The organism is Streptomyces sp. NPDC002643, assembly GCF_053592555.1.
The window spans coordinates 52,827-79,160 of the sequence record NZ_JBSFVY010000023.1 but is presented as its reverse complement, the minus strand read 5'-3'; the positions used below and the strand labels follow the sequence as shown (position 1 = coordinate 79,160).

At 70.0% G+C, this 26,334-nt stretch carries 27 protein-coding genes and 1 pseudogene; 19 read left to right on the top strand and 9 right to left on the bottom strand.

What is annotated here, in order from left to right; translation table 11 throughout:
* Nucleotides 1-31 precede the first annotated feature (31 nt).
* The gene (locus ACWD4G_RS30610; RefSeq protein WP_451299086.1) at nt 32-2,854 is read left to right on the top strand and encodes a SpoIIE family protein phosphatase; all 2,823 of its coding nucleotides are present in this window, start codon (nt 32-34) and stop codon (nt 2,852-2,854) included.
* Nucleotides 2,855-2,871: 17 nt separating this feature from the next.
* Here the strand turns inward: ACWD4G_RS30610 and ACWD4G_RS30605 are convergent, their stop codons facing one another.
* Nucleotides 2,872-3,258: a winged helix-turn-helix transcriptional regulator gene (locus ACWD4G_RS30605; RefSeq protein WP_451299084.1), complete on the bottom strand. Its 387-nt coding sequence runs from the start codon at nt 3,256-3,258 to the stop codon at nt 2,872-2,874.
* 86 nt (nt 3,259-3,344) lie between these two features.
* Between ACWD4G_RS30605 and ACWD4G_RS30600 the strand changes: the two genes are divergently transcribed.
* From ACWD4G_RS30600 to ACWD4G_RS30580, 5 genes are all read left to right on the top strand, one after another.
* Complete coding sequence (locus ACWD4G_RS30600) at nt 3,345-3,689, top strand: tetratricopeptide repeat protein (protein WP_451299082.1); 345 nt, start codon at nt 3,345-3,347, stop codon at nt 3,687-3,689.
* A gap of 200 nt (nt 3,690-3,889) precedes the next feature.
* A complete protein-coding gene (locus ACWD4G_RS30595; RefSeq protein WP_451299080.1) occupies nt 3,890-4,363 on the top strand; it encodes an SRPBCC family protein in 474 nt (157 codons plus the stop codon).
* An 11-nt stretch (nt 4,364-4,374) separates the two neighbouring features.
* Complete coding sequence (locus ACWD4G_RS30590) at nt 4,375-4,743, top strand: nuclear transport factor 2 family protein (RefSeq protein WP_451299078.1); 369 nt, start codon at nt 4,375-4,377, stop codon at nt 4,741-4,743.
* Between the two features lie 184 nt (nt 4,744-4,927).
* Nucleotides 4,928-5,719, top strand: coding sequence for a GntR family transcriptional regulator (locus tag ACWD4G_RS30585; RefSeq protein WP_451299076.1), 792 nt, complete (start codon nt 4,928-4,930; stop codon nt 5,717-5,719).
* A gap of 89 nt (nt 5,720-5,808) precedes the next feature.
* Nucleotides 5,809-6,486, top strand: coding sequence for a TetR/AcrR family transcriptional regulator (locus ACWD4G_RS30580; protein WP_451299074.1), 678 nt, complete (start codon nt 5,809-5,811; stop codon nt 6,484-6,486).
* A gap of 12 nt (nt 6,487-6,498) precedes the next feature.
* Here ACWD4G_RS30580 and ACWD4G_RS30575 read toward each other — a convergent pair whose 3' ends face one another.
* On the bottom strand, nt 6,499-7,614 hold the full coding sequence (locus ACWD4G_RS30575; protein WP_451299072.1) for a zinc-binding dehydrogenase: 1,116 nt from the start codon (nt 7,612-7,614) through the stop codon (nt 6,499-6,501).
* Nucleotides 7,611-8,525, bottom strand: a complete 915-nt coding sequence (locus tag ACWD4G_RS30570; RefSeq protein ID WP_451299070.1) for a fumarylacetoacetate hydrolase family protein — start codon at nt 8,523-8,525, stop codon at nt 7,611-7,613. The genes ACWD4G_RS30575 and ACWD4G_RS30570 overlap by 4 nt, the downstream gene beginning before the upstream one ends.
* Before the next feature lie 154 nt (nt 8,526-8,679).
* Here ACWD4G_RS30570 and ACWD4G_RS30565 point away from each other — a divergent pair, with 154 nt between their 5' ends.
* From ACWD4G_RS30565 to ACWD4G_RS30545, 5 genes are all read left to right on the top strand, one after another.
* Nucleotides 8,680-9,465 carry a GntR family transcriptional regulator gene (locus ACWD4G_RS30565; protein WP_451299068.1) on the top strand — a complete coding sequence of 262 codons (786 nt, stop codon included), beginning with the start codon at nt 8,680-8,682 and terminating at the stop codon, nt 9,463-9,465.
* Nucleotides 9,466-9,517: 52 nt separating this feature from the next.
* A complete protein-coding gene (locus ACWD4G_RS30560; protein WP_451299066.1) occupies nt 9,518-10,432 on the top strand; it encodes a VOC family protein in 915 nt (304 codons plus the stop codon).
* A gap of 138 nt (nt 10,433-10,570) precedes the next feature.
* Nucleotides 10,571-12,085 (top strand): MFS transporter, encoded by a 1,515-nt coding sequence (locus ACWD4G_RS30555; RefSeq protein ID WP_451299064.1) that lies wholly within the window; start codon nt 10,571-10,573, stop codon nt 12,083-12,085.
* On the top strand, nt 12,082-12,933 hold the full coding sequence (locus ACWD4G_RS30550; RefSeq protein WP_451299062.1) for a pirin family protein: 852 nt from the start codon (nt 12,082-12,084) through the stop codon (nt 12,931-12,933). The genes ACWD4G_RS30555 and ACWD4G_RS30550 overlap by 4 nt, the downstream gene beginning before the upstream one ends.
* A gap of 38 nt (nt 12,934-12,971) precedes the next feature.
* Complete coding sequence (locus tag ACWD4G_RS30545) at nt 12,972-14,057, top strand: FAD-dependent oxidoreductase (protein ID WP_451299060.1); 1,086 nt, start codon at nt 12,972-12,974, stop codon at nt 14,055-14,057.
* A 20-nt stretch (nt 14,058-14,077) separates the two neighbouring features.
* Here ACWD4G_RS30545 and ACWD4G_RS30540 read toward each other — a convergent pair whose 3' ends face one another.
* Nucleotides 14,078-14,242 (bottom strand): hypothetical protein, encoded by a 165-nt coding sequence (locus tag ACWD4G_RS30540; RefSeq protein ID WP_451299058.1) that lies wholly within the window; start codon nt 14,240-14,242, stop codon nt 14,078-14,080.
* Here ACWD4G_RS30540 and ACWD4G_RS30535 point away from each other — a divergent pair.
* Complete coding sequence (locus ACWD4G_RS30535; protein ID WP_451299056.1) at nt 14,241-14,729, top strand: cupin domain-containing protein; 489 nt, start codon at nt 14,241-14,243, stop codon at nt 14,727-14,729. The two genes, ACWD4G_RS30540 and ACWD4G_RS30535, sit on opposite strands and share 2 nt — an antisense overlap.
* A gap of 93 nt (nt 14,730-14,822) precedes the next feature.
* On the opposite strand, the gene ACWD4G_RS30530 is transcribed toward ACWD4G_RS30535, so the two are convergent.
* The 3 genes from ACWD4G_RS30530 to ACWD4G_RS30520 all read right to left on the bottom strand — a co-directional run bounded on the left by ACWD4G_RS30530 (nt 14,823) and on the right by ACWD4G_RS30520 (nt 18,010).
* Complete coding sequence (locus ACWD4G_RS30530; protein WP_451299054.1) at nt 14,823-15,287, bottom strand: fibronectin type III-like domain-contianing protein; 465 nt, start codon at nt 15,285-15,287, stop codon at nt 14,823-14,825.
* Nucleotides 15,284-17,470, bottom strand: a complete 2,187-nt coding sequence (locus ACWD4G_RS30525; protein ID WP_451299052.1) for a glycoside hydrolase family 3 C-terminal domain-containing protein — start codon at nt 17,468-17,470, stop codon at nt 15,284-15,286. The genes ACWD4G_RS30530 and ACWD4G_RS30525 overlap by 4 nt, the downstream gene beginning before the upstream one ends.
* Nucleotides 17,471-17,833: 363 nt before the next feature.
* On the bottom strand, nt 17,834-18,010 hold the full coding sequence (locus ACWD4G_RS30520; RefSeq protein WP_451299050.1) for a hypothetical protein: 177 nt from the start codon (nt 18,008-18,010) through the stop codon (nt 17,834-17,836).
* Nucleotides 18,011-18,191: 181 nt separating this feature from the next.
* Here ACWD4G_RS30520 and ACWD4G_RS30515 point away from each other — a divergent pair, with 181 nt between their 5' ends.
* The 6 genes and pseudogenes from ACWD4G_RS30515 to ACWD4G_RS30490 form a co-directional block, all read left to right on the top strand.
* Nucleotides 18,192-19,064: an LLM class flavin-dependent oxidoreductase gene (locus tag ACWD4G_RS30515; protein ID WP_451299048.1), complete on the top strand. Its 873-nt coding sequence runs from the start codon at nt 18,192-18,194 to the stop codon at nt 19,062-19,064.
* A gap of 103 nt (nt 19,065-19,167) precedes the next feature.
* Entirely contained in the window at nt 19,168-19,935 is a 768-nt protein-coding gene (locus ACWD4G_RS30510) for an SDR family oxidoreductase (protein ID WP_451299046.1), read from the top strand.
* 17 nt (nt 19,936-19,952) lie between these two features.
* The gene (locus ACWD4G_RS30505; RefSeq protein ID WP_451299044.1) at nt 19,953-20,357 is read left to right on the top strand and encodes a globin domain-containing protein; all 405 of its coding nucleotides are present in this window, start codon (nt 19,953-19,955) and stop codon (nt 20,355-20,357) included.
* 46 nt (nt 20,358-20,403) lie between these two features.
* Complete coding sequence (locus ACWD4G_RS30500) at nt 20,404-20,949, top strand: YceI family protein (RefSeq protein ID WP_451299042.1); 546 nt, start codon at nt 20,404-20,406, stop codon at nt 20,947-20,949.
* A gap of 21 nt (nt 20,950-20,970) precedes the next feature.
* Nucleotides 20,971-21,708 (top strand): SDR family NAD(P)-dependent oxidoreductase, encoded by a 738-nt coding sequence (locus ACWD4G_RS30495; protein WP_451299040.1) that lies wholly within the window; start codon nt 20,971-20,973, stop codon nt 21,706-21,708.
* Between the two features lie 13 nt (nt 21,709-21,721).
* Nucleotides 21,722-21,879, top strand: a pseudogene (locus tag ACWD4G_RS30490) (dihydrolipoyl dehydrogenase); the annotation flags it as partial.
* Between the two features lie 35 nt (nt 21,880-21,914).
* On the opposite strand, the gene ACWD4G_RS30485 reads toward ACWD4G_RS30490, so the two are convergent.
* Complete coding sequence (locus ACWD4G_RS30485) at nt 21,915-23,723, bottom strand: glycoside hydrolase family 3 protein (protein ID WP_451299038.1); 1,809 nt, start codon at nt 23,721-23,723, stop codon at nt 21,915-21,917.
* Between the two features lie 255 nt (nt 23,724-23,978).
* Nucleotides 23,979-25,274: an MFS transporter gene (locus tag ACWD4G_RS30480; RefSeq protein WP_451299036.1), complete on the bottom strand. Its 1,296-nt coding sequence runs from the start codon at nt 25,272-25,274 to the stop codon at nt 23,979-23,981.
* A 96-nt stretch (nt 25,275-25,370) separates the two neighbouring features.
* Here ACWD4G_RS30480 and ACWD4G_RS30475 point away from each other — a divergent pair, with 96 nt between their 5' ends.
* Entirely contained in the window at nt 25,371-26,081 is a 711-nt protein-coding gene (locus ACWD4G_RS30475; protein WP_451299034.1) for a TetR/AcrR family transcriptional regulator, read from the top strand.
* Nucleotides 26,082-26,334: the final 253 nt, after the last annotated feature.

The following is a 26,334-nucleotide window of genomic DNA, read 5'->3' as shown; positions in this document are numbered from 1 at the left end:
CGATCAAGGCGGGTTGCGTAGAGTTGGTCTCATGAAGGCGCGGCTCGATCTGCTCAGCGCCGTGGACACCGGGGTGACGGAGAAGGAAGTCTTCCGGCTGGCTCTCCAGCACGCCGTGACGGAGCTGGGCGCCCTGGGCGGAATGGTGCACTTCAGCGGCCCCATGTCCGCACTGCGCCTGGTGTCGGCGAACGGACTGCCCCTCGTCCTCACCCGGGCCTGGGAGATCGTCGGCCAGGAAGGGACCACCGCCCCGGCTCGCGCCGTACGCCAGGGCCGCCCGGTGTGGGTGCCCTCCGGCCCCGATGCCCCGACCGAGTCCTCCGCGAGGGTATGGCCGGCCACCGGCGCGGCCGCCGTTCCCGTGTTCGGGGCGGACCACGCCGTCGGCGCGCTCACCGTCCTGACCGGCGACGGTGGTGAGCCGACCGAGGAGCAGTGGGACTTCCTGCGAGCGGTGACCGCCTGGGTCGAGCAGCGGTTGGACCAGGCGCCGCCTCCCACCCGGCCGCCGCAGCGGAACTGGAGCAGCACCCGCGTCCGGGAGGCGCTGGAGGAGGTCCAGGTCGGCTCATGGGAGTGGAGCATCCAGTCCGGAGAGCTGTACTGGGACGAAGCCTCCATGGCCCTGTGCGGTGTGGACCCGGCCGACTTCGTGCCCCGGATCGATACGTTCATGAAAGTCGTTCACCCCGACGATCTGCCGTGGATGCTGGCCGAGGTCGAGAAGTCGATCCGTGACCGCACGCTCTACCAGGCCGAGTTCCGGATCCGCCGGCCGGACGGTACGAGCCGCTGGACCCTCGCGCGCGGCAAGGTGGTGCGCGACGACGAGGGGGAGCCGCTGAGGATGGTGGGCGGCTGGTGGGGGATCGAGGAGTCCTACTCGGCCCGGGACGCGCTCGCCCGGGCCCTGCGGCACATGAGCGACGGTTTTCTGGCCCTGGACCATGACTGGAGGATCGTGTTCGCCAACCTGGAGGCGGAGCGCACCCTCGGATCCTCCGAGGAGGAGCTGCTCGGCCAGGTTCTGTGGGAGCTGCCCCGGGTACGGCAGGTTCGTGGCCTGGAGCGCCGCTGCCGGACCGCCGCCGCAGAGGTCGTCCCGGCCGGATTCGACATCCGCCTGCCCGACACCGGCCGCTGCTACCACCTGCGGCTGGTCCCGGTGCCGGAAGGCACCACCTGCTACTGCGCCGACGTCACCGAGGCACGGCGACTCGACGCCGAGCGCGAGGCCGCCGAACGCGCTGCCGCCGAGCGATCCGCCCGGATCACGGAACTGACGACGGCTCTCGCCAGGGCGACCACCTCGAAGGACGTCGCGGACGCGGTCGCCCGGCGGGTGATGCAGCCGTTCGGCGCCGTCGGCCTGGTCATGCAGACCATCGAGGGCGACCGGGCGTACAACGTCGGAGCCGTCGGCTACCCCCAGAAGTTCCTGGACCGGATGGACGGCGCCCTGCTCCGCGAGGCCACGCCGGTCTGGGACTCGCTGCTCCTGGACGCGCCGGTGTTCATCTCGTCGGCGGAGGAGTACGCGGCACGCTATCCGGGGCAGGCCACCTGGCCGGGCGAGGTGGCCAAGCAGTCGTGGGCCTTCCTGCCATTGACCGCCGCCGGGCGTGTGCTCGGCAGCTGCACGATCAGTTTCGACCACCCGCGCCGGCTGACAGGCGAGGAACGCACCCTGCTGATCGCCATCAGCGGTCTGGTCGCGCAGGCCCTGGACCGGGCCCGGGTGTACGACTCCGTGCACACCCGGGCCCAGGAACTCCAGCGCGGTCTGCTCCCGCGCGCGCTGCCCACGCCGCCTGCCTGCACTGCCGCCGCCCGCTATCTGCCCGCCGGCCACGGCATGGAGGTCGGTGGCGACTGGTACGACGTCATCCCGCTGTCCGGCGACCAGGTCGCGCTGGTCATCGGCGATGTGATGGGGCACGGGCTGTCCGAGGCGGCCACGATGGGACGGCTGCGCACCGCGGTGCACACGCTCGCCGACCTCGAACTGCCTCCCGACGAGGTCATGGTCCGCCTCAACGACATCGTCGGCGGCCTCGGCGACGACTCGTACGCCACCTGCCTGTACGCGGTCTACGACCCGACGACCCTGGTCTGCTCCTTCGTCCGCGCCGGGCATCCGCAGCTGGTCGTGGTGCATCCGGACGGGAGCGTGCACATCCCCGAGGCGGATCCCGACCCGCCGCTCGGCGCGGCCGAGCCCCCGTTCGAAACGGTGGAGCTGACGCTGCCCGAGGGCAGCCTTCTCGTCCTGTACACCGACGGTCTCGTCGAGTCCGCCGGACGTGAGTTCGACGAGGGCCTCACCGCTCTCGCCGCGCTCCTGCGCACGGCACACAGCCAAGGCCCCGACACGGTCTGCGACACCCTCGTTTCCGGCCTGCTGCCCTTCGACCAGCGGGACATCGACGACGACGCCACGCTGCTCGTCGCCCGTCTCAACGCTCTGGCCGCCGACCAGATGGCCTCCTGGACCCTGCCCGAGGATCCGCGTGCGGCGGGCGAGGCCCGCGGGCACGTGCGCGAGCAACTGTCCTCGTGGAATCTGGACGAGCTGACGATGAGCACCGAACTGATCGCGAGCGAGCTCGTCGGCAACGTCGTACGACACGCTAAGGGGCCCATACGGCTTCGGCTGCTGCGCAGCGCCGACCTGGTCTGTGAGGTGTCGGACGGCAGTCTGACCACCCCCCGTATCCGCCGCGCTCTGGAGACCGACGAGGGCGGACGCGGGTTGCAGCTGGTCGCCGCGCTCTGCCGGCGCTGGGGCACCCGTTACACGCCGACGGGGAAGTGCATCTGGACAGAGCAGGCGCTGCCGCCTCCCGCATGACGACGATCGGATCGCCTTCAGGTCCGGCTCGGCTCCGTGTCGTGCTCGTCGGTCTCCGTGTGCGGAAGCGGGCGTCCCTGGTCGTCGACGGGGGCGCCGGCCCAGATTCGCAGGGCGTCCATGGCGGGTCCGAGGCCCATGCCGCGCTCGGTGAGCCGGTAGGTGACGGCGACCGGGGGACCGGGAGAGACCTCGCGCTCGACGAGTTCCACCTCCTGGAGCTCGGAGAGGCGGTCGCTCAACACGCGCTTCGACAGCGCCGGAAGCGCGGAGTGCAGTTCACTGAAGCGGGCCGGACGCTGGAGGAGGAGATCGATGAGGGGACCCGTCCAGCGCTTGCCGAGGAGGTTGAAGACGTCTTCGGTGTAGGAGCAGGAGTGCAGCGGCAGCCGGGTCTCGGTCATGGTCCCCATGGTACCGACAGGGAAGTTTCGGTGCACTCGGTGCGTTTGAGTAACCAGGTTGATGAAGTGAATGAGGGGAGCAGGGCATGGAGAGGAACATGGACGGGGCGGACGGCGCCACTTCGACGGCCGCTGAGGACTGGGAGCGGGCGAAGTTGCTCTTCGATGCTCGTGACTACATCGCCGCCGCGCGCATCCTGAGCGGCCTCGTCGCGGATCACCCCGAGCAGAACGGCCCACGGCTGCTGCTCGCCCGCGCCTATTACCATTCGGCGGCCCTGGGCCGGGCCGAGGCCGAACTGCGCGTGCTGGTCGAGCGAGACCCGGGCGACGCCTACGCGCATCTCCTTCTCGGCCGCGCGTTGGAGCGGCTGGGGCGCGCCGAAGAGGCTGCCCCCTTTCTGAAGGTGGCGAAGATCCTCGGCGCATGACAGAGGCGGAGATGCGCCCTGGCCTCATGAGTGAGGCCAGATAACTGCATACATTTACGAGCGCTCCTTTGAAGTCGATCTCGAAAGAAATCGCCTTTCATCTTTACTGGGGAACTCAGAGTGTGCACACTTCGAGGTGCAGGCCCTCGGTGGCGCAACGCCGAATCGGCCGGTGGAGTTCGATGCAGTGGAGGGACATCATGATCGAAGTGAGCCGCACTCTTCCCGTGAACGACGGCGCGGAGCCGGTGCTCCGGGTGGACGACGTCTGGGAAGGCCTGGTGGACAAGGCCCAGGACCCGCTGGCGTATGTCGCCAGCATGAGCGAGTGCACCGTGACCGAGCGGTTCGAGGGCGGTCTTGTGCGCGATGTCGTGCACGCAGGGCAGCCGGTGCGCGAGGTCGTCACGTTCTACCCGAAGCAGCGTGTGCACTTCGTGCGTACGCACGGCACGGCCAGGGGCACGATCGACAACGAGATCGGCCACGACGATGCGGGAGAACTGACCCTGACGTTCTCCTTCCGCATTGTCGTCGACGGAGTGGAGGCGGGCAGCGCCGCGGAGAAGGAGTTCGCCGCGCACATGGAGGTCGACTACCTCGATGCGGTGCGGACGACGCTCAAGGCGGTACGCGACCGGGTCGCGGGTGCCACCACCGGAATCTCGGCCTGAGGGAGACAGCCATGACTGCGATGCAGACGGAGTTCTCCGCCAAGGTGTTCGCGCTGGTCGACGCGACCGACGCGGCCGGCTTCAGCCGGCTGTTCGCCCCGCAGGGCCGCATGCGTTTCGGGAACAACGAGCCGATGACCGGACCCGAGGCGATAGAGGCAGGGGTCAATGGCTTCTTCGGCATGATCAAGGGGCTGCGCCACACGGTCATCCATGAGTGGAACTCCGGTTCCGACACCGTCGTCGAGGAGTTGGTCGACTACTACCGGCTGGCCGGAGACACCGTCACCGTCCCGGCCGTCACCGTGTGGCATGTCGACGAGGCCGGCCTCATCGACGACTTCCGCGTCTACTTCGATCTCGCTCCGCTCTTCGCATGAGATCTCGGCATGCCGGAGCGCCGTGGCGTCGGGCACGAACTCCGACACCGGCGAGCTGAATACGCGAAAGGTGAATACAGTCCCGGGCGCCCCCGGACTCGGACGATGGCCTGTCGGCGGGTTGTCGCCCGGTCCGGGCTCCCGCACGTCCTTATTGGATACACCTCTTGGGTACACTCCCGGCGTGAGCAGGAATACGAGCGAATCGTCGGAAGAGCGAGATCCGGCCCGGCCCATGAGCGTGGTCGACGGCGCTCCGGCACCTGGTGTGAACTCCCAGGCGGCCACCGGCGGACGCCGGATGGCTCTCGATGTGCACGGGCGGCTGCGGGCCATGATCCTCAGTGGTGAACTGCCCCCGGGCTCGGCGCTGCTCCAGGCCGAGATGGCCCGCAAACTGGGCGTCAGTCGGACCCCCATGCGCGAGGCGTTCCGGCTCCTCCAGGAGGAGGGCCTGATCGACGCCAGGCCCGACCAGCGGGCCCGGGTGCGCGCGGTGGACCCCGAGGACCTGGACGGTGTGTACGGGGCCCGCATCATGCTGGAAGCCCTGGCCGTGACCACGACGGCGAAGACGCTCACCGGCGAGGACCTCGACCGCATGAGCGAGCTGCTGGAGCGGATGAAGGGCCTCGCGGACGACGGGAGTCAATTCGAGTGGTACGCCGCGCACCGTGAGTTCCACCACCTGGCCACGAAGGCTGTCGGAGCACAGCTGCAGCGCATGCTCTCCTCGCTCGCCGAACACAGCGAGCGCTACATCCGCCTCGCCCAGCTGGGCGTACCGGGATCGTCGGCGCGGGCGCGCAAGGAGCACGAGGCGCTGTTGGAGGCCCTCAAGGCGAACGACGAGGCCGAGGCCGGCCGGGTGGTCGCCGGTCACCTGGCGCGTACGGCCCTGAGCGTCATGGCCGACGTCGCCCCGGAGTACGAACCCGTCACCACGCGCGCGGCACTCAGGGCCGTCGGCGGCTGACAGGCCTGACGGCCGGGTGCGGCACCTCCACCTCGCAGTAGCGGAACCCTCTCGCCGTAGCATCGAAGCGAGCGAGGAAAGGGGCAGGAGTGGCCGCCGCCGATGTCACAGAAGAAGCAGCGCAGCCGACGGCAGTCGGCCGGGGCCGGCCCAGGAAGCATGCGGCCGAGGCCGATTGCCCCCGCAAGGGCGAGCGCACCCGGCGGCGCATCCTGGAGGCGGCACGCCGGAAGTTCGCCGAGGTCGGCTATGAGCGAGCCACGATCCGGGCCATCGCGGCAGAGGCCGAGGTCGACAAGTCGTCGGTCATCCAGTACTTCGGCAGCAAGGACGAGCTGTTCCGTGAGGCGGTCCGCTGGGACATCCCCGTCCCCGAGATGACCGCCGACGACCCCGCCCAGACCGTCGAGAACCTCGTGCGGGGCATGCTCGGGGCCTGGGCCGCGGACCCGGACAGCCCCATGGCCGTTCTTCTGCGCACCAGCATGACCAGCGAAGACGCCGCCGAACTGCTGCGCAGCCATATCACCGCCCAGGCCGTCGAGCCGGTGGCCGCCACGGTCACGGCCGACGACGCCCGTCTGCGTGCCGCGCTGATCGGCGCCATGATGATGGGCATCGCCAGTCAGCGCTATCTGCTGCGCATGCCGGACCTGGCCGCCGCGGACACCGAGGACATCCTGCGCCTCGTTGTCCCGCTGTTCCGCGGCCTCATCGCCCCTGAGGAGTCCGAGAAGCCCGGCCGGCCGGAGACTGCCGAGGCGTGAGGCCGCCGGTTCTCAGGCCTTCCAGTCGTCCGGTCCCAGGGTCAACGCGACGCGGCCGACATTGCTGTCGTCCTCCAGATAGCGGTGCGCGTCGGCGGCGTGCGAGATTGGGAACGTGCGGTCGAGGACCGCGCGGAACCCTTGCTCGACGTGGGTCCACAGGGCGTCGACCGCGGCCGGGTTCCCGGTGCGTACGCCGATGACGCGCTGGCAGTTGGAGTACAGGCGCAGCAGGTCGAGCTGCACCTTGCCGCCGAGGAAAGCCCCGGAGGTGACCACCGTGCCGCCGCGGGCCAGTGCGTCGATGGTGGCGTCCCACACGGCCGGGTCGCCCAGATTGTCCACGACGATGTCGGCGCCGTGGCCTTCGGTGGCCTCGCGCACCTGTGTCGAGAAGTCGGGCGCGGTGGCGTCTAGGACGACCTCGGCTCCCGCCGCGGCCATCGCCTCGCGCTTCTGAGGCGAACGCGAGGTGGCGATGATCCGCGCGCCCAGATACCGGGCGAGCGCCGCCGTGGCCGATCCGAGCGCCGAGGCGGCACCCTGCACGAGCACCCACTGGCCGGGCCGCAGCCCCGCCTGGGCGAGCTGGTTGGCGGCGACCGCCCCGTTCAGGGCGAGCGACGCGGCCACTGCGGGTGAAATGCCGTCCGGCACCCGGTGGACGTTGCGTACGGGGGCCACGCAGTACTGCGCGTAGGCGCCCGGGCGATGGGTGCCGATCAGGGACAGCGAGGCGCAGGCCTCCTCGCGACCCTCGGCGCACTGCGCGCACGTCCCGCAGGTCACGACCGGGAACACCGCCGCCCGGTCGCCGACCTGGACGGAGTCCACGCCGTCCCCGACAGCGGCGACGACCCCGGCGTGGTCCGCGCCGAGGACGTGCGGCAGCCGGAACCGCGCGTACGGGTGGCGGCCCGCGCGGGCCGTGAGGTCGAGCAGGCGGCCGATGCTCACCGCGGCGACCTGGACGAGGACCTCGCCGGGGAGAGGGCGAGGGGTGTCGATCACCGCCTGTTCCAGCACGTCGGGCGGGCCGAAGCGGCGGAAGACGACGGCCCGCATGGACTCGGGTACCGGCAGTGGCTCAGGCCAGTCCACCGTCGTACGGGTCAGTGTGCTGTTCATGAGATCACCACCGCGCTGGGTGCCACCACCGTGTTGTGCAGGCGGCCGATCCGCTCGATCTCCACGACGACCTCGTCCCCGGCGGCGAGGAACTCACCGCGCGGGATCCCGCAGCCGGCGGGGGTGCCGGTGAGGATGACGTCCCCGGGTTCGAGCCGGGTGAGGCGGCTGGCCGCGGCCACCACCTCAAGTATGGGCACCATCATCTGCGCGGTGGAGGAGTCCTGCTTCAGCACGCCGTTGACGCTGAGCCGGATCCGCAGGTTCTGCGGGTCGGGCACCTGCCAGGCGGGCACGAGCCCGGGGCCGAGCGGGCAGAAGCCGTCCTGTCCCTTGTGCCCCAGCCAGTCGAAGGTGAAGGGCTCGGCGACGGGGAGCGCGGACTTGAGCCGGTCCCGGGCGGAGATGTCGTTGGCGGCGAGATAGCCGGCCACGTGGTCGACGGCCTGGTCGGGCGTGAGGTTGCGGCCGGGCCTGCCGATGACGACGGCGAGTTCGGCCTCCCAGTCGACACGTGCGCCGGGGTAGGCGGGCAGCGGCACGGGATCGCCGGGTCCCGTCACCGTCGTCGTGGGCGGCTTGAGGAAGAAGAACGGTTCGCCGAGCTCGCCGGGTCGCTCGATGCCCATCTCGGCGATGTGGTCCCAGTAGTTGGCGCCGGCGCACAGGACTTTGCCGGGGTACGTCAGCGGCGGTGCGAGCCGGGCGTCGGGGATCGTCGCGGAGACGGACGGCGTCCAGTGGCGCAGCCCGGGTGCCAGGGCGTCCCACCGCCGCAGCACCTCCAGGAGCGACAGGCCGCCCGTCTCGGGAGGCCCTTCCACCACCTTCCCGTCGATCAGAACACCGACGGCGGTCTTCTCGGAGTCGCCGGTGCGGTACTGCACCAACGACCAGTCAGGCGACTGCATGGCTTCCTCCGGTTGGCGGCTCTGTGGGGAACAGCAGGACCATAGTGCATACACATTACGCCGGAAAGGGTAGGCTGAGGGAAGTGTTGTGACCAGGCCCGGGAAGCCGGATGCAGTGGAGAGGCGGGCGGCGCGGGTGACGCAGTCAGGTTTGATGGATCCGTTCGACGGCATACCGCTGCCGGTCATCTCGCATCCCAGGCGCACCAGCGTCGAGATCCACGACCATCTGCGGTGGCTGATCCTGGACGGCGTCCTGCCGCCCGGCACGGAACTGAAACAGGCCGAGCTGGCGCGGGTTTTCGACGTCAGTCGCACCCCGCTGCGCGAGGCGTTCCGGATGCTCCAGGAAGAGGGGCTGATCGACGCCGACATCAACCACCGGGGCCGGGTCACCGGCCTGGACGTGGCCGACCTCGACTGCCTCTACGCCGCCCGGATCTCCCTGGAAGCCATGGGCGTGCGGATCACCGCGGGCCGCCTGACCCGGCAGGAGGTCCAGGAGGCGTCCGCGCATCTGCACGACATGGACAGCGCCGAGGAGGCGGCAGATGCCACGGCGTGGCACGAAGCCCACCGGGCCTTCCACCGTGTGCTCGTCTGCCGGTGCACCCCCACGGTCCTGCGGACGATCACCTCCTACGCCGAACGCAGCGAGCGCTATCTGCGCACGCTCCAGGACCGGCATCCCGGGGTGTTCCCGCAGCGCCGGCAGGAGCACTACGACCTGTTCGGGGCCGTCATGGCGGGCGCTCCCGAGCGGGCCGCACACCTGATCACGCGACACCTCGCACGCACCGCCCGCCGGGTGATCGACGACCTCGCGCCCGGCCGTGAGGCGCCCGATGTCGGCCAGGCGACGGTCATGGTGTGCGGTGAGGATCTCGGAACGGCTTCCTGGGAGAGCTGGACTCCTGCCGAAAAAGGTGTACACACTTAGAGGTGGTGCGACCCGTCGGGACGCGGCGCACCGGAACTGTGAGGAGATTGCCATGCTGCGTGTCAAAGGCCTGCTGCACTACGGACTCCAGGTCCCCTCCCTGGACACGGGCCAGAGCTTCTACGACACCTTCGGCCTGCGGACGCTCGAGCGGGACAACGCCCTGGTGGTCCGCTGCGACGGCCGCGAGCAGGACCAGACGGTCCTGCTGGAAGGGCCGGTCAAGCGACTGCACCACGTGGCGTTCGCCGTGGAGCCCGACTCCCTGCCCGACTGGCAGCGCCATCTGGAGGGCCTCGGTGTGCGGCTGCTCGACGCGCCCGCCCAGCTCCCCGGTGGCCTGTGGTTCCGCGACCACGAGGGCAACCTGCTGAACCTGCGCGACGAACAGCTCGGCGCCTGGCGGGACTTCGGCACCACGGACGCCCATGAGCCCAACTTCGGCGACCGCATCCGCCGCGTCGACCAGGCCCGCTGGCTCACCACCGACGAGAAGCCCCGCCCCCGGCGCCTGGGCCACATGCTGATCTTCAGCACGGACCTGGACGCGTCCGAGGCCTACTACTCCCGCACCCTGGGCCTGCGCCTGTCGGACCGCATCCGGGGCAAGGCGACCTTCATGAACTCCGGGCCCGGTGACCACCACGTCTTCGGCTTCCTGCCCGCGACCCACCCCGGTCTGCACCACTCCTCCTGGGAGGTCGCCGACATCGACCAGATCGCGATGGGTGCGCGGACCATGGCCGCCGCGGGTCACAGCCACGGCTGGGGCCTCGGCAGGCACACGCTGGGCTCGAACTTCTTCCACTACATCCAGGACCCATGGGGCAGCTGGATCGAGTACTCCAGCGACATGGACTGCATCACGGACAGCTGGAAGGCGGGCGACTGGGACGTCCCGCCGGCCGTCTGGAGCCCCGAGATCCCCGCCGACTTCATCACCAACCAGGAGGAGAAGCCTTCCTGAACTCCCTGCTGAACCTCTTCTTGGGCTCCTGACCTTGGTGTTCGGTGTTCCGGCGGGGGCCGTGCGGAATAAATCTCAACGCTTGTATATTTTTTTGAGGTGCCGCTTCCGGCCTACCGCCGAACCAGGAGTCCTGCCATGCCCTCCGACAGCACGACCACGCCCGCCAACCCGGAGTCCGCCCCACCGGGAGAACCGGGAGAGGCCCCCCGCGGGCGCCACCTCGGTCTCGCCCTCGTCGTCATCGCCGCCGCACAGCTGATGGTCGTGCTGGACGGCACGATCACGAACATCGCGCTGCCGAGCATCCAGACCGACCTCGAGGTCTCGGCGTCGAACCTGGCCTGGATCGTGAACGCCTACGCCCTCGCCTTCGGCGGGCTGCTCCTGCTGGGCGGCCGGGCCGGCGACCTCTTCGGGCGCCGCCGCATGTTCCGCACCGGCATCACGGTCTTCACACTCGCCTCGGTCCTCGGCGGCCTCGCCCCGAACGAGGAACTCCTCATCGGCGCCCGCATCCTCCAGGGCATCGGCGCCTCGATCGCCGCGCCCACCGCGCTCTCCCTGATCGCGACCAACTTCCCCGAGGGCAAGCCCCGCAACAGGGCGATGGGCGTGTACGCGGCCATGGCAGGGCTCGGCTCCACGGTCGGACTCCTCCTCGGCGGCGTCCTGACCGACTACCTCGACTGGCGCTGGGTGTTCTTCGTCAACATCCCCATCGGCATCGCCGTACTCGCCGGCACGAAGGTGCTTTCCGAGGGCGAACGCAACACCGGACGCCTCGACGTGCCCGGAGCGATCACCGGCACCGGCGGCCTCATCGCGCTCGTCTACGGCATCACGCGCGGCGGCCAGGACGGCTGGACCGACGCCCTGACCCTGGCCTCCTTCGGCGTGGCCGTCGTCCTGCTGGCACTCTTCCTCGTCCTCCAGATGCGCACCACGCACCCGATGCTGCCGCTGCGCCTGTTCAGGGACCGCAACCGCGCGGGCTCGTACGCGACCATGCTGTTCCTGGGTGCGGGCATGTTCGCCACGTTCTACTTCCTGACGCTCTACATGCAGCAGATCCTCGGCTACAGCCCGGTCAAGACCGGGTTCGCCTACCTTCCCTTCAGCTTCGGCATGGGGATGGCCGCCGGGATCAGCTCCAAGCTGGTCGCCCGCCTCGCACCCCGGCAGATCGCCGGCCCCGGGCTGGTCATCGGCGCGTCGGGCATGTTCTGGTTCAGCACCCTGGAACCGGGCGCCTCCTACGTCACGCACCTGATGCCCGCCATGTTCGTCACCGCGCTCGGCCTCGGCATGAGCTTCGTCCCGATGACGCTCGGCGCGGTCAGCGGAGTGCGCGACCAGGACTCCGGCATCGCCTCCGCGCTGCTCAACACCGCACAGCAGGTCGGCGGCGCCCTGGGCCTGGCGGTGCTCACCACGATCTCGACGTCGGCGGCGAACGACAAGCTTCCGGAAGCGGCGGGCAACTTCTACCGGGCCGTCGCCATGAAGGACTTCGCCACGGTCGCCAAGGCCGGCGAGGCCCTGACCCACGGCTACACCACGGCGTTCACCGTCGCCGGATTCCTGTTCGTGGGCGGCCTGTTGATCACCCTGTTCGCCATCAACGCGAAGAAGCAGGAGCACACGGCGTGAACGGACCCCGAGTCCTGTCCACCGTCACGGAGCTCGACACCCACGAGCGGGGAACCCTCTTCTCGGCTCGCGGTGCCCGCTTCTCGGTCGACCTTGATCCGTTCCTGAACACGGATCTCTTCCGGATGACCGGACCGGTCTTCTCACCGCATCCGCACGCCGGTTTCTCCGCAGTCACCTACCTGTTCGACGACTCCACCACCCGCTTCCACAACCGGGACAGCCTCGGCGACAGGAGCCTGATCGAACCGGGCGGAGTGCACTGGACCGTCGCGGGTTCGGGCATCGTGCACGACGAGGTCGTCGAGGAGCTCGGGCGGCTCGGGCACGGCGCGCAGATCTTCGTACGGCTGCCCGAGACCGACGAGCAGAACGACCCGTACGGCATGCACTTCGGCGCGCAGGAGCTGCCGTCGGACGAACTCACCGAGGGCGTACGGGTCCGCGTGGTGGCGGGCGAGGCGTTCGGGATGCGCTCGCCGGTGCGGGAGGCGGCCGGCTCACATGTCTACGACCTGATGCTGGGGCCCGGCGCCCGTGTCGAGGTCCCCGTGGACCCCGAGTTCCGCGGCTTTGTGATGACGGTCGAGGGGGAGGGTCGTATCGCCACCCCCGAGAGCCGCGGCGAGCTGGGTCCGTCAGGCCTCGCCGTGTTCGAACCCGGCATCGGGGCCGTGGAGTTGGCGGCCGGCGAGCAAGAAGCGCAGTTCCTGTTCGGGGCGGGCCGGCCGCTGCGCACCCCCGCGTACATGTACGGCGGGTTCTGCCTCTCCAGCCGCACCCGCGTCACCGAAGCCGTCGAGCGCTACCAGTCCGGCGAGATGCACGGACTGCTGACGGCACCGTGACAACCAGCAAGACATACACCCCACTTGAAGGAGTACGGATGTCCCCGACCGTAGTGGTCATCGGCGGCGGTTACGGCGGAAGCGCCACGGCCAAGGCGCTGGACGGCGTCGCCGAGGTCGTCCTCGTCGATCCCAAGGAGGCGTTCTTCCACGCCGTCGGCGCCCTGCGTGCCGTCGTGGACCCGGAGTTCCTGCCGCAGGTCTTCTTCCCCTACGACAACCTGCTCACCAACGGCCGTGTGGTGCGCGACCGTGCGGTGCGCGTCGAACCGGGCCGCGTGACCCTGGCCTCGGGCGAGGAGATCGACGCCGACTACATCGTGCTGGCCACGGGCTCTGGCTACCCCTTCCCGGCCAAGACCGACCTGGACGGCACCGAAGCCGCCCAGCACAAGTACCGGCAGGCGCACGCCGATCTCCGGGCGGCCGAGCACGTGCTGCTCCTCGGCGCCGGACCGGTCGGGCTGGAGTTCGCCGGTGAGATCAAGGCCGTATGGCCGGAGAAGAAGGTCGTCATCGTCGATCCGGTGGCCGACATCCTCAGCGAGTACGCGCCCGAACTGCGCGAGGAGATCCGGCGTCAGCTCGGTGAGTTGGACGTCCAACTCGTCCTCGGCTCCCCGCTGAAGGGCAACCCGTCCACTGCGCCCGGCGTGCGCGGCACCTTCCACGTCACCACCGACTCCGACGTCGACATCACCGCCGACATCTGGTTCCGCTGCTTCGGAGTGGTTCCCAACTCAGGCTACCTGGCAGGTGCGTTGATGGACGTGCGCCTGGCGAGCGGCGAGGTCGCCGTCACCGACACCCTCCAGGTGAAGGGACAGGACACGGTCTTCGCCCTCGGCGACCTCACCGACATCCCCGAGTCCAAGCGCGCCGGCACGGCGATGCGGCACGCGAACGTGGTCGCGGGCAACATCAAGGCCCTCATCGAGGGCACCGGCGAATTCGCCACCTACCAGCCGGGTCCGGCCGCCATCCTGCTGCCGCTCGGCCCGACCGGGGGAGCGGCCCAGCTCCCGGGCCAGGGCGTCCTCGGCGCCGAAGTCACCTCCCAGCACAAGGGAGCGGACCTGATGACGGGCCGCTTCGGCGAACTGTTCGGCACCCGGACGGCATGAGGGCCGCCCACGGCTCCGGCTCACCCCTGGGGCGGGGGCACCAGTCGCACGGCCAGGTCGCGCAGGAAGGGCTCGTAGCGTCCGACCTGGGCGGCGCCCGTGATCCGTTGCCGTGTCGGATCGACGTCCCTCGCCATGTTTCCTGCCATCCTCATCTTCCCGAACACGCCCTTGGAGTTGCTCATGACCGCACCCGGCTTTGTGTCGACCGAGGCCGACGGCACCGCCGTCTGGTACATGGAGTCGCTCATGACCGTGCTCGCCTCCGCTGAGGACACCGACGGGAAGTTCGGTGTCCTCGAGGTACGGGCCAAGCCCGGCATGGCCGGACCGCTGCACATCCACCACAAGCACGACGAGGCCTTCTACGTCCTGGAAGGGAGGGTCAGGGCCCGCTGCGGGGAAGACGTGTACGAATGCGGCCCCGGGTCGTTCATCTGGCTGCCGCGAGAGGTCCCGCACCAGGTCAACGCGGTCGGTGACACCGAGGTGCGGATGCTGGAGTTCTCCCTCCCGGGCGGCATCGAGGCCTTCCACCGGGAGGCCGGCGTGCCGGCCGAGACCCGGACCGTGCCGCCGGTGTCGGTCCGTCCGGACATGGACGCACTGCGCGGGCTGGCGGCGAAGTACGACGTCGAGATCGTCGGCCCGCCGCCCGCCCAGGCCGGCTGACATTCCTGGGAGGACGACGGTGCCTGTCTCCCGCGATCATGGGAGACAGGCCGCCCGGTTGACCTCGCTCACTGCGCCTTGTGGCGGTTGGGGTCAGTCCTGTCGTGGGGTCGCGCCACCGGTGAGGCGGATGTCGCGGGAGGAGGAGCCGACGTGGACGGTGCGGCGGCCGGCGGGCCGGACCCAGCGTCGCGCGTCGGTGTCCCAGTAGGACAGGCTGCGTTCGTCGACGTGCAGGGTGATGCGGCGTGACCGGCCCGGGTCCAGTTTCACGCGGTCGAACGCGGCGAGGGCCTTGACCGCCATCTCGACGGGCGCGTTCCTGGGCGGGCCGACGTAGACCTGCGGGACCTCGGCTCCCGCGCGGCGGCCTCGGTTGGTCACGGTGAAGGCGACGTCCAGGCCACCGTCGTGTGCCGGGCGTACCGTCAGCCGGTCGTAGCCGAACTCCGTGTACGACAGACCGTGTCCGAAGCAGAAGAGGGGTTCGATGTCCTCCCGGTCGAAGTGGCGGTAGCCGGTGAAGATCCCCTCGCTGTAGGTGACGACGCCCTTCACGCCGTAGTAGCGCTCGGGGTGGGCGGGTCCAGGACCGGGTGGTCGGCCTCCTTCTTCGGGTAGGTCATGGTGAGTTTGCCGCTGGGGTTGGCCCGGCCGAGCAGCAGGTCGGCGGTCGACCAGCCGCCCTCCTGGCCGACGTACCCCGCCAGCAGGACGGTGCCCACCTTGTCGAGCCACGGCATGGTGACCGGGTCGCCGACGTTGAGCACGACGACGGTGTTGCGGTTGGCGTCGACGACCGCCTCGATCAGTTCGTCCTGGTGTTCGGGCAGGCTGAGGCTGGTGCGGTCGCCGGAGCCGCCGACGTTGCCGCCGGAGCCGTTGAAGGCGAACACGACCGGGGTGTGCACCCGCCGGGCCAGACGTGCGGCCTCCTTGATGTCGGCGGCGCGCTGCTCCGGGGTCACCCAGGCCAGGCGCACCTGGACCGGGCCCCGGCCCTGGATGGTCTCGGCCCACCCGGTGGAGGTGATCCTGATCTGGTACGCCTTGCCCGCGGTCAGCTGGACCACACCCCGCCCGTTGTCCAGACCGTCGGTGGTCGGCACGATGCTGGTCCACTTGCGGACGAAGCTGTCGCGGGAGGAGGCGGCCGTGGCGACCTGGGTACCGTCCAGGGAGAGGGCGGCGGCCCCGCCCCAGGCCTGGATCATCAGCGCGTACTCGCCACTGCTGGGCGGAGTCAGCGTGCCTGTCCACACGTACGCCGAACCGATCGGGAACGCCTTGTCGCCGGTGAAGTCCACGGTGGCGTCGAGCACTTGGGCGCCGCCCGCGGCAGGGGTACGGGTCAGCCCGGTGCCGGTGCCGCTCGCCGGGGTGAGGACGGCGGTGGGCACGGGTGTGCCGGTGAGGTCCACCCCCACGGAGTGGGCGATGTCGACGCCCGCGGTGCGCCTCAGCGCGTCCAGCGGGGAGATCATGCGGTCCTCGAAACCGTACGCCCGCTCGCCGGACACCGTCACCGCCACCTGGGCCGCGGTCGGGCCGATCAGGGCCAGGGAGCGCAGTGCGGCCCGGCCGAGCGGCAGCCCGCCGTCGTTGGTGAGGAGCACCGCGCCCTGGGTGGCGGCCTTGCGGGCGGTGCGGGCGCCGGCGGCGATGTCGATGGTGGGGCGGGCGGGTTTGCGGCTGCCGTCCAGCAGGCCGAAACGGTCGTACTGGCCGAGGATCCGGCCGACCGCCAGGTCGAGCGCGGCCACCGGGATGGTGCCTGCTTGGATGGCCTGCTTCAGCGGGTCGCCGAAGAAGGAACCGTTGGGCATCTGCAGGTCGAGGCCGTCCTCGATCGAAATGCTGTGGGTGGCGCCCCAGTCGGAGGTGACGAACCCCTCGAAACCCAGCTCGCCGCGGAGGATGTTGGTCAGCGTCGTCCTGTTCTCCGCGCACCACTCGCCGTTGAGGTGGTTGTACGCCGCCATGATGGAGGACACACCGGCGCGGATCACCGCCTCCCAGGCGGGCAGGTAGATCTCGTGCAGGGTGCGGTCGTCGACCCGGAAGTCGAAGTTGGTCAGCGGGTCGTTGGGGGCGGCACGGTTGAACTGGCCCAGGATCTGGTTGTTGGCCAGGTAGTGCTTGGCCTGGGCCAGCATGCCCTGCGCCTGCACGCCCTCGATCTGGGCGGCGCCGATGGCCCCGTTGAGGTAGGGGTCCTCGCCGGTCTGGTCCTTGTTGCGGCTGAAGAACGGGGCCCTCGACACCTCGATCTGCGGCGCCAGCAGCACGTCCATCCGCAGGGTGCGGCCCTCACGGCCCATCACCTCCCCGTACTCACGGGCGAGTTCACGGTTGAAGGAGGCGCTCACGGTGGACATGGGTGGCAGGCCCGTGGCCGAGGCGGCCACATTGACCCCGGCCGGGCCGTCGCTCAGGCGCAGCTCTGGTATCCCCAGCCGGGGCACCGGGGGCAGGTATCCGGCCTGGCCGAGGCGTACGGGGTCGGTGGCCCCGTGGACCAGGGAGATCTTCTCGTCGAGGGTGAGTTGGGCGAGCAGGTCGCGGACCCGGCGGCTGCCGGTGCCGGCCGCGGAGGCGGGTGCCGCCGCCACGACCGGTCCCAGCGCGGTTAGGAACGCGACGGCGGCGGCCGTGGCGCCGAATCCCTTGAGCGCGTCGCGGCGGTTCGGCTCGTCAGTACGTCTGTGCTCCGTCGAGGCGTGGTTGTGGGGCTGGTGCATGAGGGCGTCCCTTCCCTGTGGTGCACGTCATCGGGCACACCACCCCTGAGCCGCCGTCAGAAGGTGAACGCAACGACGGTCTTTGATCGTGGGGCGGCGCGCCTGAGTGTCGAAGCCCGAACCGGAATGGTCAATGCTTTAAGCAACACCATTTCTTCTGGGACTTGAGCATTCAGATCCCGAATCATCGAGGCGGTGCGAGCCTTGCCAGGCCGTGGAAGTCGCCCTTGGGTTTCGGGAAGGCCCGCCCGATGAGCGACTGGTAGAAGCGGATGGGCTCGACGTCGCGCGGTACAGGGTGACCTTGTCCGTGATCGGTGGGCGAACTGCCCGGACCCACACCGATGATGACCCGGCCCTTCGTCAACTGGCGAGGAGGTTGGCGCGTTCGGCAGGCTCGGTCGGGTTCTGGGGCGCGGGGACGGTGAGGGTGAGCAGGGACTGTTCGGCGACGGCCCCGATGATCCTGGTGCTGGCGGCCTCGGAGCCGGGGGACCGGGCGTCGGCGTAGAGGTCGAACCGCATGCCTGTTGCCTCCACGATGCTCCGTCGACGCAGTAAGTAAAAACTGGCTTACCTGGAGCCCGTCAAGACTCCGGGATGCACTTTCCGGGCCTAGGGGGCTAAGGGGAGGGGTCTTCGGTGCCGTCGTGCCGGTTGGCGAGCGGTAAGTGGATACTCTTTTGGGGTAAGCGGTGATGATCGAGTGAGCGGAGCCCCCATGTCTCTTCCCGTGCTGTTCGGAGCCAATGTCGACCCCGTCTGGGAGGATCCGGGGGAGCCGCTCCGGATCACCCGGCAGGTCGAGAAGGCCGGCCTGGATCTCGTCACGGTCCAGGACCACCCGTATCAGCCCAGGTTCTACGACGCCTGGACCTTGATCAGCTACCTCGCGGGCGCCACCGAGAAGGTCACCTTCGTGCCCACGGTCGCGAACCTCCCGCTACGGCCGCCCGCCATGCTCGCGAAGTCCGCGGCCAGCCTCGACGTGCTCGCCCCCGGGCGGATCCAGCTCGGTCTCGGCACCGGCGCCTTCTGGGACGCCATCGAGGCCATGGGCGGGCCGCGCCGGGAGCCCAAGGAGGCTGTGGCGGCCCTCGACGAGGCCGTCGAGGTCACCCGGCTGATGTGGAGCGGCGAGCGCTCGGTGCGTTTCAAGGGTGAGCACTACTCGATCTCCGGAGTCCACCCGGGACCTGCCCCCTCGGCGGACCTCGGTATCTGGCTCGGCGCCTATGGCCCGCGCATGCTGGCGCTGACGGGCCGGAAGGCGGACGGCTGGATGCCCTCGTACGGCTTTCTCGGCCTCGACCGCCTCAAGGACGCCGTCGCGCGGCTCGACGCGGGCGCGCAGGAGGCCGGCCGGGACCCCGCGTCGTTGCGCAAGGTCTACAACCTCAACGGACTGATCAGTCCCGTCGAGTCCGCCGTGCCGTTCCAGGGCAATGTGCGGCAGTGGGTCGACCAGCTCGTCTCCCTCGTGCGCGAGAACGGGATGAACGGCTTTGTCTACTGGCCCGACGCCGATCACCTGCGCCAGCTGACCGTCTTCGCGCTGGAGGTCGTGCCGGCCGTGCGCGCCGCGCTGGCCTGATGGAAGAGGGGCGGCGGGGGCGGGAACAGAATCCGGACTCCCCTGGTTGTGTGGAGTAATCAGGTAGTAATTAGTTACCTGACCCTCCAAGGAAGGCGCAGTGATGACCACCTCGCTCCCGCTCCCCGACCTCGACGGCGCCACCGCGCTCGTCGCCGGCGGCACCGGCAACGTCGGATTCTTCGCCGTCGACGCGCTGCTCCGCGCGGGCGCCGACGTGCTCGTGCCTACCCGCAGCAACGCGAAGTTCGACCGCTTGCGGTCCCGCCTCGACTCGTCGCTGCGGGATCGGCTGTCCGGTCTGCCGGGCGACATCGGCACCCCCGAGGGCGCTCGGGAGATCGCCGAGCAGGCGAGGGCCCGGACCTTCGGCGGCCTCGACGCCGTCGTGTCCACGGTCGCCAGCTGGCACCAGGGTCCGCCGGTTCTGTCCGGGGGCTTCGACGCGTTCCGCGAGGTGATCGAGTCGACGCTCTACCCGCACTTCGTGATCGCCGAGGCGCTGGTGCCCGTGCTGAAGTCGGGCGGCTCGTTCACTACCGTCAACGGCCCCGTCGGCTTCACCGACGGCGTGCACTCCTCCACCGGCCCCATCGCCGCGGCGACGGCGGCGCAGAACCGCCTGGTCCTCGCGATCGCCGACGAGACAGGCGGCGACCCCCGCGTCAACGACATGGTGATGTGGGCCTACCTGGGCCCGAACGGCACCCGCCCCGGCTCGCCCCTGCAGGGCGAGGAGGTCGGCGCGTTCCTGGCCTGGCTCGCCGGTCCGGACGCGAAGGGCGTGCACGGCCGGACCGTCCACCTGCGCACCCCCGACCAGGTACGGCGGACACTCTCGGGTGCCGCGCAGTCCGGCGACCTCGGCTGAACGGGACACCGGACACCATGAACCTCTACGAACTGGCCGGCGGCAGCGAGGCCTTCCACCGGATGACCAAGACCTTCCTCGCCAAGGCCCAGGCGGACGACCTGCTGGGCACGATGTTCGCCGGCCTGGACGACCACGCCGGGCACATCGCGGACTTCTTCGTCATGACCTTCGGCGGCCCCGACAACTACCTGCGCGAGCGCGGCGACCTGCGCTTCCTGCTCAAGCAGCACGTGGGCCTGCGCATCACCGAAGAACAGCGGCTCCGCTGGATCCGCCTGATGACCGAGGCGGCCCGTGAGACGGACCTGCCGGAGGCGTTCATCACCGTCTTCGTCAACTTCCTCCAGGGACCGTCCCGCAACACCACCCGGGTGTCCCATCTGAGCCCGGCCGAGGCCAGAGCGATGCTCGGCGACTGACCGATCCGCCCCACACACCCCTAGGAAAGGACCAAGGACAACCGCCATGGAATGGAAGATCGACCCGTCCCACTCGTCCGTGGACTTCACCGTCCGCTATCTCGTCACCACCGTCCACGGCAACTTCACCGGCCTGCGCGGACCCGTCCAGCTGAGTGACGCCGCCGAGGGCGAGACGCCCGAACTGCTCTCCTTCGACGCCACCTTCGACGTCACCAGCTTCCAGACCGGCATCCCGCCCCGCGATCACCACATCAAGGGCGAGAACTTCCTCGACGCCGAGGCCCACCCCGAGGCGAAGATCCGACTGGTCTCCCTGACCAAGGACGTGCCGTCGCGCTACCTGATGACGGTCGAACTCACCCTGCACGGTGTCACCCGCACCGTCGACCTGGCGGCGGACACCGCCGGCCCCGTCACCGACGCCTTCGGTGTCCAGCGTGTCGGAGCGACGGCCACCGGGCGCGTCAGGCGCAGCGACTTCGGCGTCGACGCGTTCCCGGGCGTCATCTCCGACGCGATCGACTTCACCGTCAACGTGCAGGCCGTACCGGCGTCGGTACCCGACGACCAGCTCCCGCCCGCCAAGTAACTCCTCCTAAGGAACAGCACCATGAGCACCCCGACCTCAACACCTCTCGACGGCAAGGCGGTCGTCGTTCCCGGCGGCACCGGCAATGTGGGCGAAGGCATCGTCCGCGCCTTCCTCAAGGCGGGCGCCACGGTCGTCGTCCCCAGCCGCAGCCAGTCCCGCCTCGACGCGCTGGCCAAGCTGATCGGCCCCGAACTCGCGGTCAACCTCAAGACCATCGAGGCTGGCTACGGCACCTTCGACGATACGGACGCGCTGGCCACGAAGCTCGTCGAGGAGCTCGGCCACATCGACCACGTGGTCGCCTCGGTCGGCGGCTGGTGGATGGGCAAGGCCCTGTGGCAGATCAGCGAGGAGGACTGGCAGAAGGTCTTCGTCGACGTCGCGACCTCGCACATGGCGCTCGCCCGCGCCTTCGTTCCCCGCCTCACGGAGGACGGCAGCTACATCACGATCGCGGGCTTCTCCGGCCAGAAGCCGTACCCGGCCGCAGGCATCGTCAGCATGCAGGGCGCCGCACAGCTCATGATGCGCGAGGCGTTCAGCGCCGAACTGAAGGGGCAGCGGCGTATCAACGACCTCGTCCTCGGCCCGATCATCAACCGCAGCCGCCCGGGCGGCGACCCGAACTGGCTCACCGCCGACCAGGTTGGCGAAGCGGCGGTCGCCGTCGCCCGTACGCCCGCGATCGCCGACGAGCACATCGTTCTGGACAATGTCGAGGACCTCAAGCAGACCCTTGCCCGGGCGGCCGACTGACCGTTCACCCTCCCTGACAGAGCCTCGGGGCCGACGCTCTGTCGTCGCACTCGGCGCGGATGGCGGCTGCACAGCTGTCATCCGCGCCGCCGACTCGGCAAACGTGTGGCGGTCGGTGAAGAGAAGTACCGGGGCGGCGTATGCCTGAACGGGGGCTGCGTCCCGACCAAGGTCCCGCCGTCGGGAGCTGGAGATCGGCAGGCGCGTTACGCAGCCCTGTCCCCGCCCGCCGACGCCGTACCCTCACCGGTCGATGGTGCGCTCGGGACCGGCGCGGTGGCCGGAGTCCAGTTCTCGTAGCGCAGGCCGAAGCCGAAGCGGAACAGCGGGTTCTCGGTGTCGAAGGGGACGTCGGACCGGCTGGCGGTCACGGCGTCCATGGAGGACGGCAGGTCGAACGGCAGGCTGCCCTCGGGCTGGGCCTCGCCGAACAGGATCCGGACGAAGGCGTCGTCGGAGGCACCGAAGTTGCCGGTGACCGCCGCGGCGTGCTCCGCGACACCGGTGAGGACGGCCGGGCGGTCGAGGTAGACGTCGAGGACGGTGGGGACGGTCTCGCAGACGGTCCGGATGCGCTCGGTCTCCTCGTCCGGGAAGGCGAGGGACCCGGCGCGGAAGAACGCCTCGACGGGGCCGGGCCGGTGCTCGAAGGGCGCATCCACGCGCAGTACGGCGACATCCGCCTCGGCGGGCGTGTCGACGAGGGTGGCGCGGGTGCCGACCGCTTCGGCGGACAGCCCCTCGGCGTAGAGGCGCAGGGGTGCGGTGAGGGGCAGGCGGGCGGGGCCGGCGTCGTTCTTGAGGAGGACGTGGGCGGCCGCCTGCGCGGCGAGTCCGTCGGCGCGTGACTGGGCGGTGCCGACGACGAGGCCGGCCCGCTCGGCGTCGACGAAGGGGTTGTCGAACAGGCCGAGGCGGAACTTCTCGCGCAGCAGGCGTCGCACGGAGGTGTCGAGCCGCTCCTCCGCGACGCGGCCGCCCTTGACCAGATCGACCAGTACCCGGACCTTGAACTCGCCGCCGAACTGGTCGAGTCCGGCGTCGAGGGCCTTGAGCATGCGCTCCTCGTAGCTGAGGTGTTCCACGCCCCAGTACGTGTGGCCGAGGATGCCCCAGTCGGCGCAGACGACGCCGTCGTAGCCGAGCTGTTCGCGCAGCAGCCCGGTGATGATCTGCTTGTTGAAGCCGAAGCCGACCTCCTCGAACTCCGTCCCGACGGGCATGCCGTAGTACGGCATCATCTGCGAGACCCCGGCTTCGATGACGGCCTTGAACGGCTCCAGGTGGTAGGCGAGGTTGTCGCCGGGGTAGACCTGTTCGCGGCCGTAGGCGAAGTGCGGGTCCTCCCCGTCCTTCTGCGGGCCGCCGCCGGGGAAGTGCTTGGCCATGACGGAGACCGACTCGGGCCCGACCCGCTCGCCCTGTAGGCCCCGCACGTAGGCGACCGCGAGCCTGGTGGTGAGGGCGGCGTCCTCGCCGAAGGTGGCGCTGATACGTGACCAGCGGGGCTCGGTGGCGAGGTCGATCTGCGGGTGCAGCGCGACCCGGATACCGACGGCGAGGTACTCGCGCCGTACGGTGTCGGCCCAGTGCCGGACCAGTTCCGGCGAGCCGATCGCGGCGAAGCCGAGCGGCTCGGGCCACTGCGAGAACGGACCGGCCACCAGCGCCGTCATGGGGTTGTTGGTGAAGGCGTGCCGGGGGTCGCTGGAGATGCTGACCGGGATACCGAGCGGGTGCCGGAGTGCCGTCCGCTGCACGGTGTTGTGCCATTCGGCGATGGCGCGGGCGGTGGGGCCGTACAGGACGTTGAAGTGGGTGATGCCCTTGGCCAGCAAGGACCCCATCGAGGGCATGCCGAACTGGCCGGGCTCGTCCAGCGGGGCGACGGTGGACGTGGGCTGGAACATCAGCGCGGCCTTGTCCTCCGGCCCCATGCGGGACAGCAGGTCCTCGACGCGCTGGTCGACGTCGAGCGAAGCGTCCTGGTAGGGGTGGCGGGGCTCGGTGGTCATGGTGCGGGGGCCTCTCTGACGTGGGGGGCAGGTGTTGTCGGGGTGCGTTCTTCGGCCATGCTGTCCCGCCGGGCAGGGCGGTGGGCGCTCGTCCTGTCGACGCCGAGGGCCGGTGGCTCGGTGCCCGACCCCGCCGCGCGGCCGGTCCCGGCCGGTCAGGCGGACGGTGCGGCGGACTTTCGTCGTGGCGGGGTCGGGCGGCATGAGGGGCGATGCCCCGCGGGACCGGCGGTCAGGTCGCTGGCCGGACGGTCGTCACGTGGCGCTCTTGACCCGGGTGATAAGGAGCGAGCCGAGCACGCAGAACAGTGCCGAGACGATGAACCACGTCGAGTAGCCGGCGCCGCCCAGCAGGGAGTTCCCCACCGGGATGACCAGGACGCCCGCCAGGAACGGGGAGACCGACGTGGGCAGGGTGTTGGCCATGTTGAGCACACCGAGGTCCTTGGCGGTGTCCTCCTTGCTTGGCAGCAGCTGGATGCAGAGTGCCTGGTCCACGGCGAAGAGCATGCCGGCGCCGATGCCGATGACGACCTCGACGACCAGCAGGACCGGGAGGCCGGCACCGCCCATCGCGGGAGTGAAGGCGGCCACGATGAGCGCGCCGGAGATGACCAGGCCCGAGACCAGGACGAACGGCTTACGCCGCCCGATCCGGTCGGACAGGAATCCGCCGAGGACGGCGCACACCATGAGCGGGGCGATGTTGAGGGCGTTGGCGATGGCGTTGAAGCGCAGCTGCTCGTCCGTGTCGGTCATGCCGAAGTGGGCGGCCAGGAACAGGGTGAGATAGCCGCTCAGGGCGCCGTAGCCGAGCACAATGAAGAACCTGCTCAGCCAGGCCCAGCCGAAGTCCGGGTTCTTGCGGGGGTTGAACACGAAGGACATGAGCAGGCTGCGGATGCCCAGCGGCTCCGTCGGTGGCTCCGCACGCACGCGGTCCTTGAGTCTGAGGCCGAACCAGGTCCCGAACGCGAGGGCGAACAGGGCGGGGACGAAGAACCGCAGGAAGTCGGTGGACAGGAAGGACAACAGCGCCGATCCCATGAGGATGCCGAGCGGGGTGCTCGCCCCGATGACGCCCGAGACGAACCCCCGCTTGTTCTCCGGGACCTGGTCGGCGACGGTGGCCGTGGCACCGGCGAAGGCGAAGTTCGCCGCGCCCTGAGCGATGCACCAGGCCACCAGCAGAATCGTTACGTCAGGGGCGACGGCGCAGACCGTCAATGCCAGGAACATCCCGAGGACGCCACCGACGACGAACGGCCGGCGCATGCCGAACCGGGACATGCTGCGGTCGGAGAGGCGTCCGGCCAGCGGCTGGCACACCATCGCGAACAGCGCGCCGGTCCCGGTCACCAGCCCCAGCTGGGTAGCCGCCGCGTCGACTCCCACCAGGTGCTGGATCCTGACGGACAGTCCGCCGACGAGCGGGGTCAGGATCGCCATGTACATAGCGAACTGGGCACCCGCCAGGCGGGGGACGTAGCCACGGGGAAGACGAGCGGGTTCGACGACCGCGGCCGGAGCCTCCGGAGAGGTTTCGAGCATGGCGACTCCTAGGGGGACGGGCCACGACGCCGTGGCCGAAACCAAATATCTACACTCGTGTAAGTATTCGTCAATACCCCTGCTAGAGTCGGCCCCATGAGGCCCACTGCCCCGGCGAGGACACGCAAGGCTGAGCAGCGGAACGGCTACGCCAAAGGGCGGGCCCGACGCGCCGCGATCATCCACACCGCTGCGGAACACTTCGCGCAGAAAGGTTTCGGGGCGGCGACGATTCTCGACATCGCCGCCGCCTGCGACATCTCGCGCGCCGGTCTGCTGCACTACTTCCCCGACAAGGAGGCCCTCCTGGAGGCCGTTCTCGTGGACCGCGACACCGAGGACCGCGCCCGGTTCCGGCCCTACGCCGGCCTTCCCGAGGGCCTGGGTGTGCTCCGGGGAATGGTCGATCTCGCCGGCCACAACCAGCTCGTGCCCGGGCTGATCGAGCTCTTCGTCCGTCTGTCGGCGGAGGCGTCCGACCCCGATCATCCGGCCCACGGCTACTTCGTCGAGCGCTACGACCGCATACGCCGCGGTACCGCGCACGCACTGCGGCAGGCGTACGAGGCCGGCCACCTGCGCCGCGACGTGGACCCGGACAAGGCGGCCGTCCGGCTCACCGCCCTCATGGACGGCCTTCAGGCGCAGTGGCTGTTCGACCGCACCATCGACATGGCCCAGGAAGTCCGGGCCGCCATTTTCGACGTCATGACGCCGACCGGGATCACCGCCTTCGAGGCCGTGTCGGTCGCGGCGGCGGAGAGTGCGGGGCCCGATACCACGGCGGCGGGCACCGGCACGTCCTGACCGGGCGGACGCAGGTCGGCCGGAAGCGGGGCCACCTCGTGGGCGATGCACTCGGCCCGGTGCCGCGACGACCGGAGATACGTCCACGACCGGAGATACGTCCACGACCGTGGTGAGGCGTGCTGCCAGGTCGGCCGGTCGGCCGCCCGATCGTCACCGTCTTCCACCGGTCGTTGGCAGAACGGCGACTGAGCGCGGCGGCGCCGGCCTACCCCGGGACCGGTGCGTCGGCGCGCGCTTCACCGACCGTCCC

What these genes read in the sequence shown, in the direction of transcription:
- ACWD4G_RS30600 (WP_451299082.1), top strand. Translation starts at nt 3,345, where the DNA reads ATGGAGAGGAACATGGACGGGGCGGACGGCGCCACTTCGACGGCCGCT.
- ACWD4G_RS30545 (WP_451299060.1), top strand. Translation starts at nt 12,972, where the DNA reads ATGTCCCCGACCGTAGTGGTCATCGGCGGCGGTTACGGCGGAAGCGCC.
- ACWD4G_RS30560 (WP_451299066.1), top strand. Translation starts at nt 9,518, where the DNA reads ATGCTGCGTGTCAAAGGCCTGCTGCACTACGGACTCCAGGTCCCCTCC.
- ACWD4G_RS30535 (WP_451299056.1), top strand. Translation starts at nt 14,241, where the DNA reads ATGACCGCACCCGGCTTTGTGTCGACCGAGGCCGACGGCACCGCCGTC.
- ACWD4G_RS30505 (WP_451299044.1), top strand. Translation starts at nt 19,953, where the DNA reads ATGAACCTCTACGAACTGGCCGGCGGCAGCGAGGCCTTCCACCGGATG.
- ACWD4G_RS30565 (WP_451299068.1), top strand. Translation starts at nt 8,680, where the DNA reads ATGGATCCGTTCGACGGCATACCGCTGCCGGTCATCTCGCATCCCAGG.
- ACWD4G_RS30475 (WP_451299034.1), top strand. Translation starts at nt 25,371, where the DNA reads ATGAGGCCCACTGCCCCGGCGAGGACACGCAAGGCTGAGCAGCGGAAC.
- ACWD4G_RS30555 (WP_451299064.1), top strand. Translation starts at nt 10,571, where the DNA reads ATGCCCTCCGACAGCACGACCACGCCCGCCAACCCGGAGTCCGCCCCA.
- ACWD4G_RS30610 (WP_451299086.1), top strand. Translation starts at nt 32, where the DNA reads ATGAAGGCGCGGCTCGATCTGCTCAGCGCCGTGGACACCGGGGTGACG.
- ACWD4G_RS30480 (WP_451299036.1), bottom strand. Translation starts at nt 25,274, where the DNA reads ATGCTCGAAACCTCTCCGGAGGCTCCGGCCGCGGTCGTCGAACCCGCT.
- ACWD4G_RS30515 (WP_451299048.1), top strand. Translation starts at nt 18,192, where the DNA reads ATGTCTCTTCCCGTGCTGTTCGGAGCCAATGTCGACCCCGTCTGGGAG.
- ACWD4G_RS30510 (WP_451299046.1), top strand. Translation starts at nt 19,168, where the DNA reads ATGACCACCTCGCTCCCGCTCCCCGACCTCGACGGCGCCACCGCGCTC.
- ACWD4G_RS30605 (WP_451299084.1), bottom strand. Translation starts at nt 3,258, where the DNA reads ATGACCGAGACCCGGCTGCCGCTGCACTCCTGCTCCTACACCGAAGAC.
- ACWD4G_RS30495 (WP_451299040.1), top strand. Translation starts at nt 20,971, where the DNA reads ATGAGCACCCCGACCTCAACACCTCTCGACGGCAAGGCGGTCGTCGTT.
- ACWD4G_RS30575 (WP_451299072.1), bottom strand. Translation starts at nt 7,614, where the DNA reads ATGAACAGCACACTGACCCGTACGACGGTGGACTGGCCTGAGCCACTG.
- ACWD4G_RS30540 (WP_451299058.1), bottom strand. Translation starts at nt 14,242, where the DNA reads ATGAGCAACTCCAAGGGCGTGTTCGGGAAGATGAGGATGGCAGGAAAC.
- ACWD4G_RS30570 (WP_451299070.1), bottom strand. Translation starts at nt 8,525, where the DNA reads ATGCAGTCGCCTGACTGGTCGTTGGTGCAGTACCGCACCGGCGACTCC.
- ACWD4G_RS30525 (WP_451299052.1), bottom strand. Translation starts at nt 17,470, where the DNA reads ATGCACCAGCCCCACAACCACGCCTCGACGGAGCACAGACGTACTGAC.
- ACWD4G_RS30590 (WP_451299078.1), top strand. Translation starts at nt 4,375, where the DNA reads ATGACTGCGATGCAGACGGAGTTCTCCGCCAAGGTGTTCGCGCTGGTC.
- ACWD4G_RS30595 (WP_451299080.1), top strand. Translation starts at nt 3,890, where the DNA reads ATGATCGAAGTGAGCCGCACTCTTCCCGTGAACGACGGCGCGGAGCCG.
- ACWD4G_RS30500 (WP_451299042.1), top strand. Translation starts at nt 20,404, where the DNA reads ATGGAATGGAAGATCGACCCGTCCCACTCGTCCGTGGACTTCACCGTC.
- ACWD4G_RS30485 (WP_451299038.1), bottom strand. Translation starts at nt 23,723, where the DNA reads ATGACCACCGAGCCCCGCCACCCCTACCAGGACGCTTCGCTCGACGTC.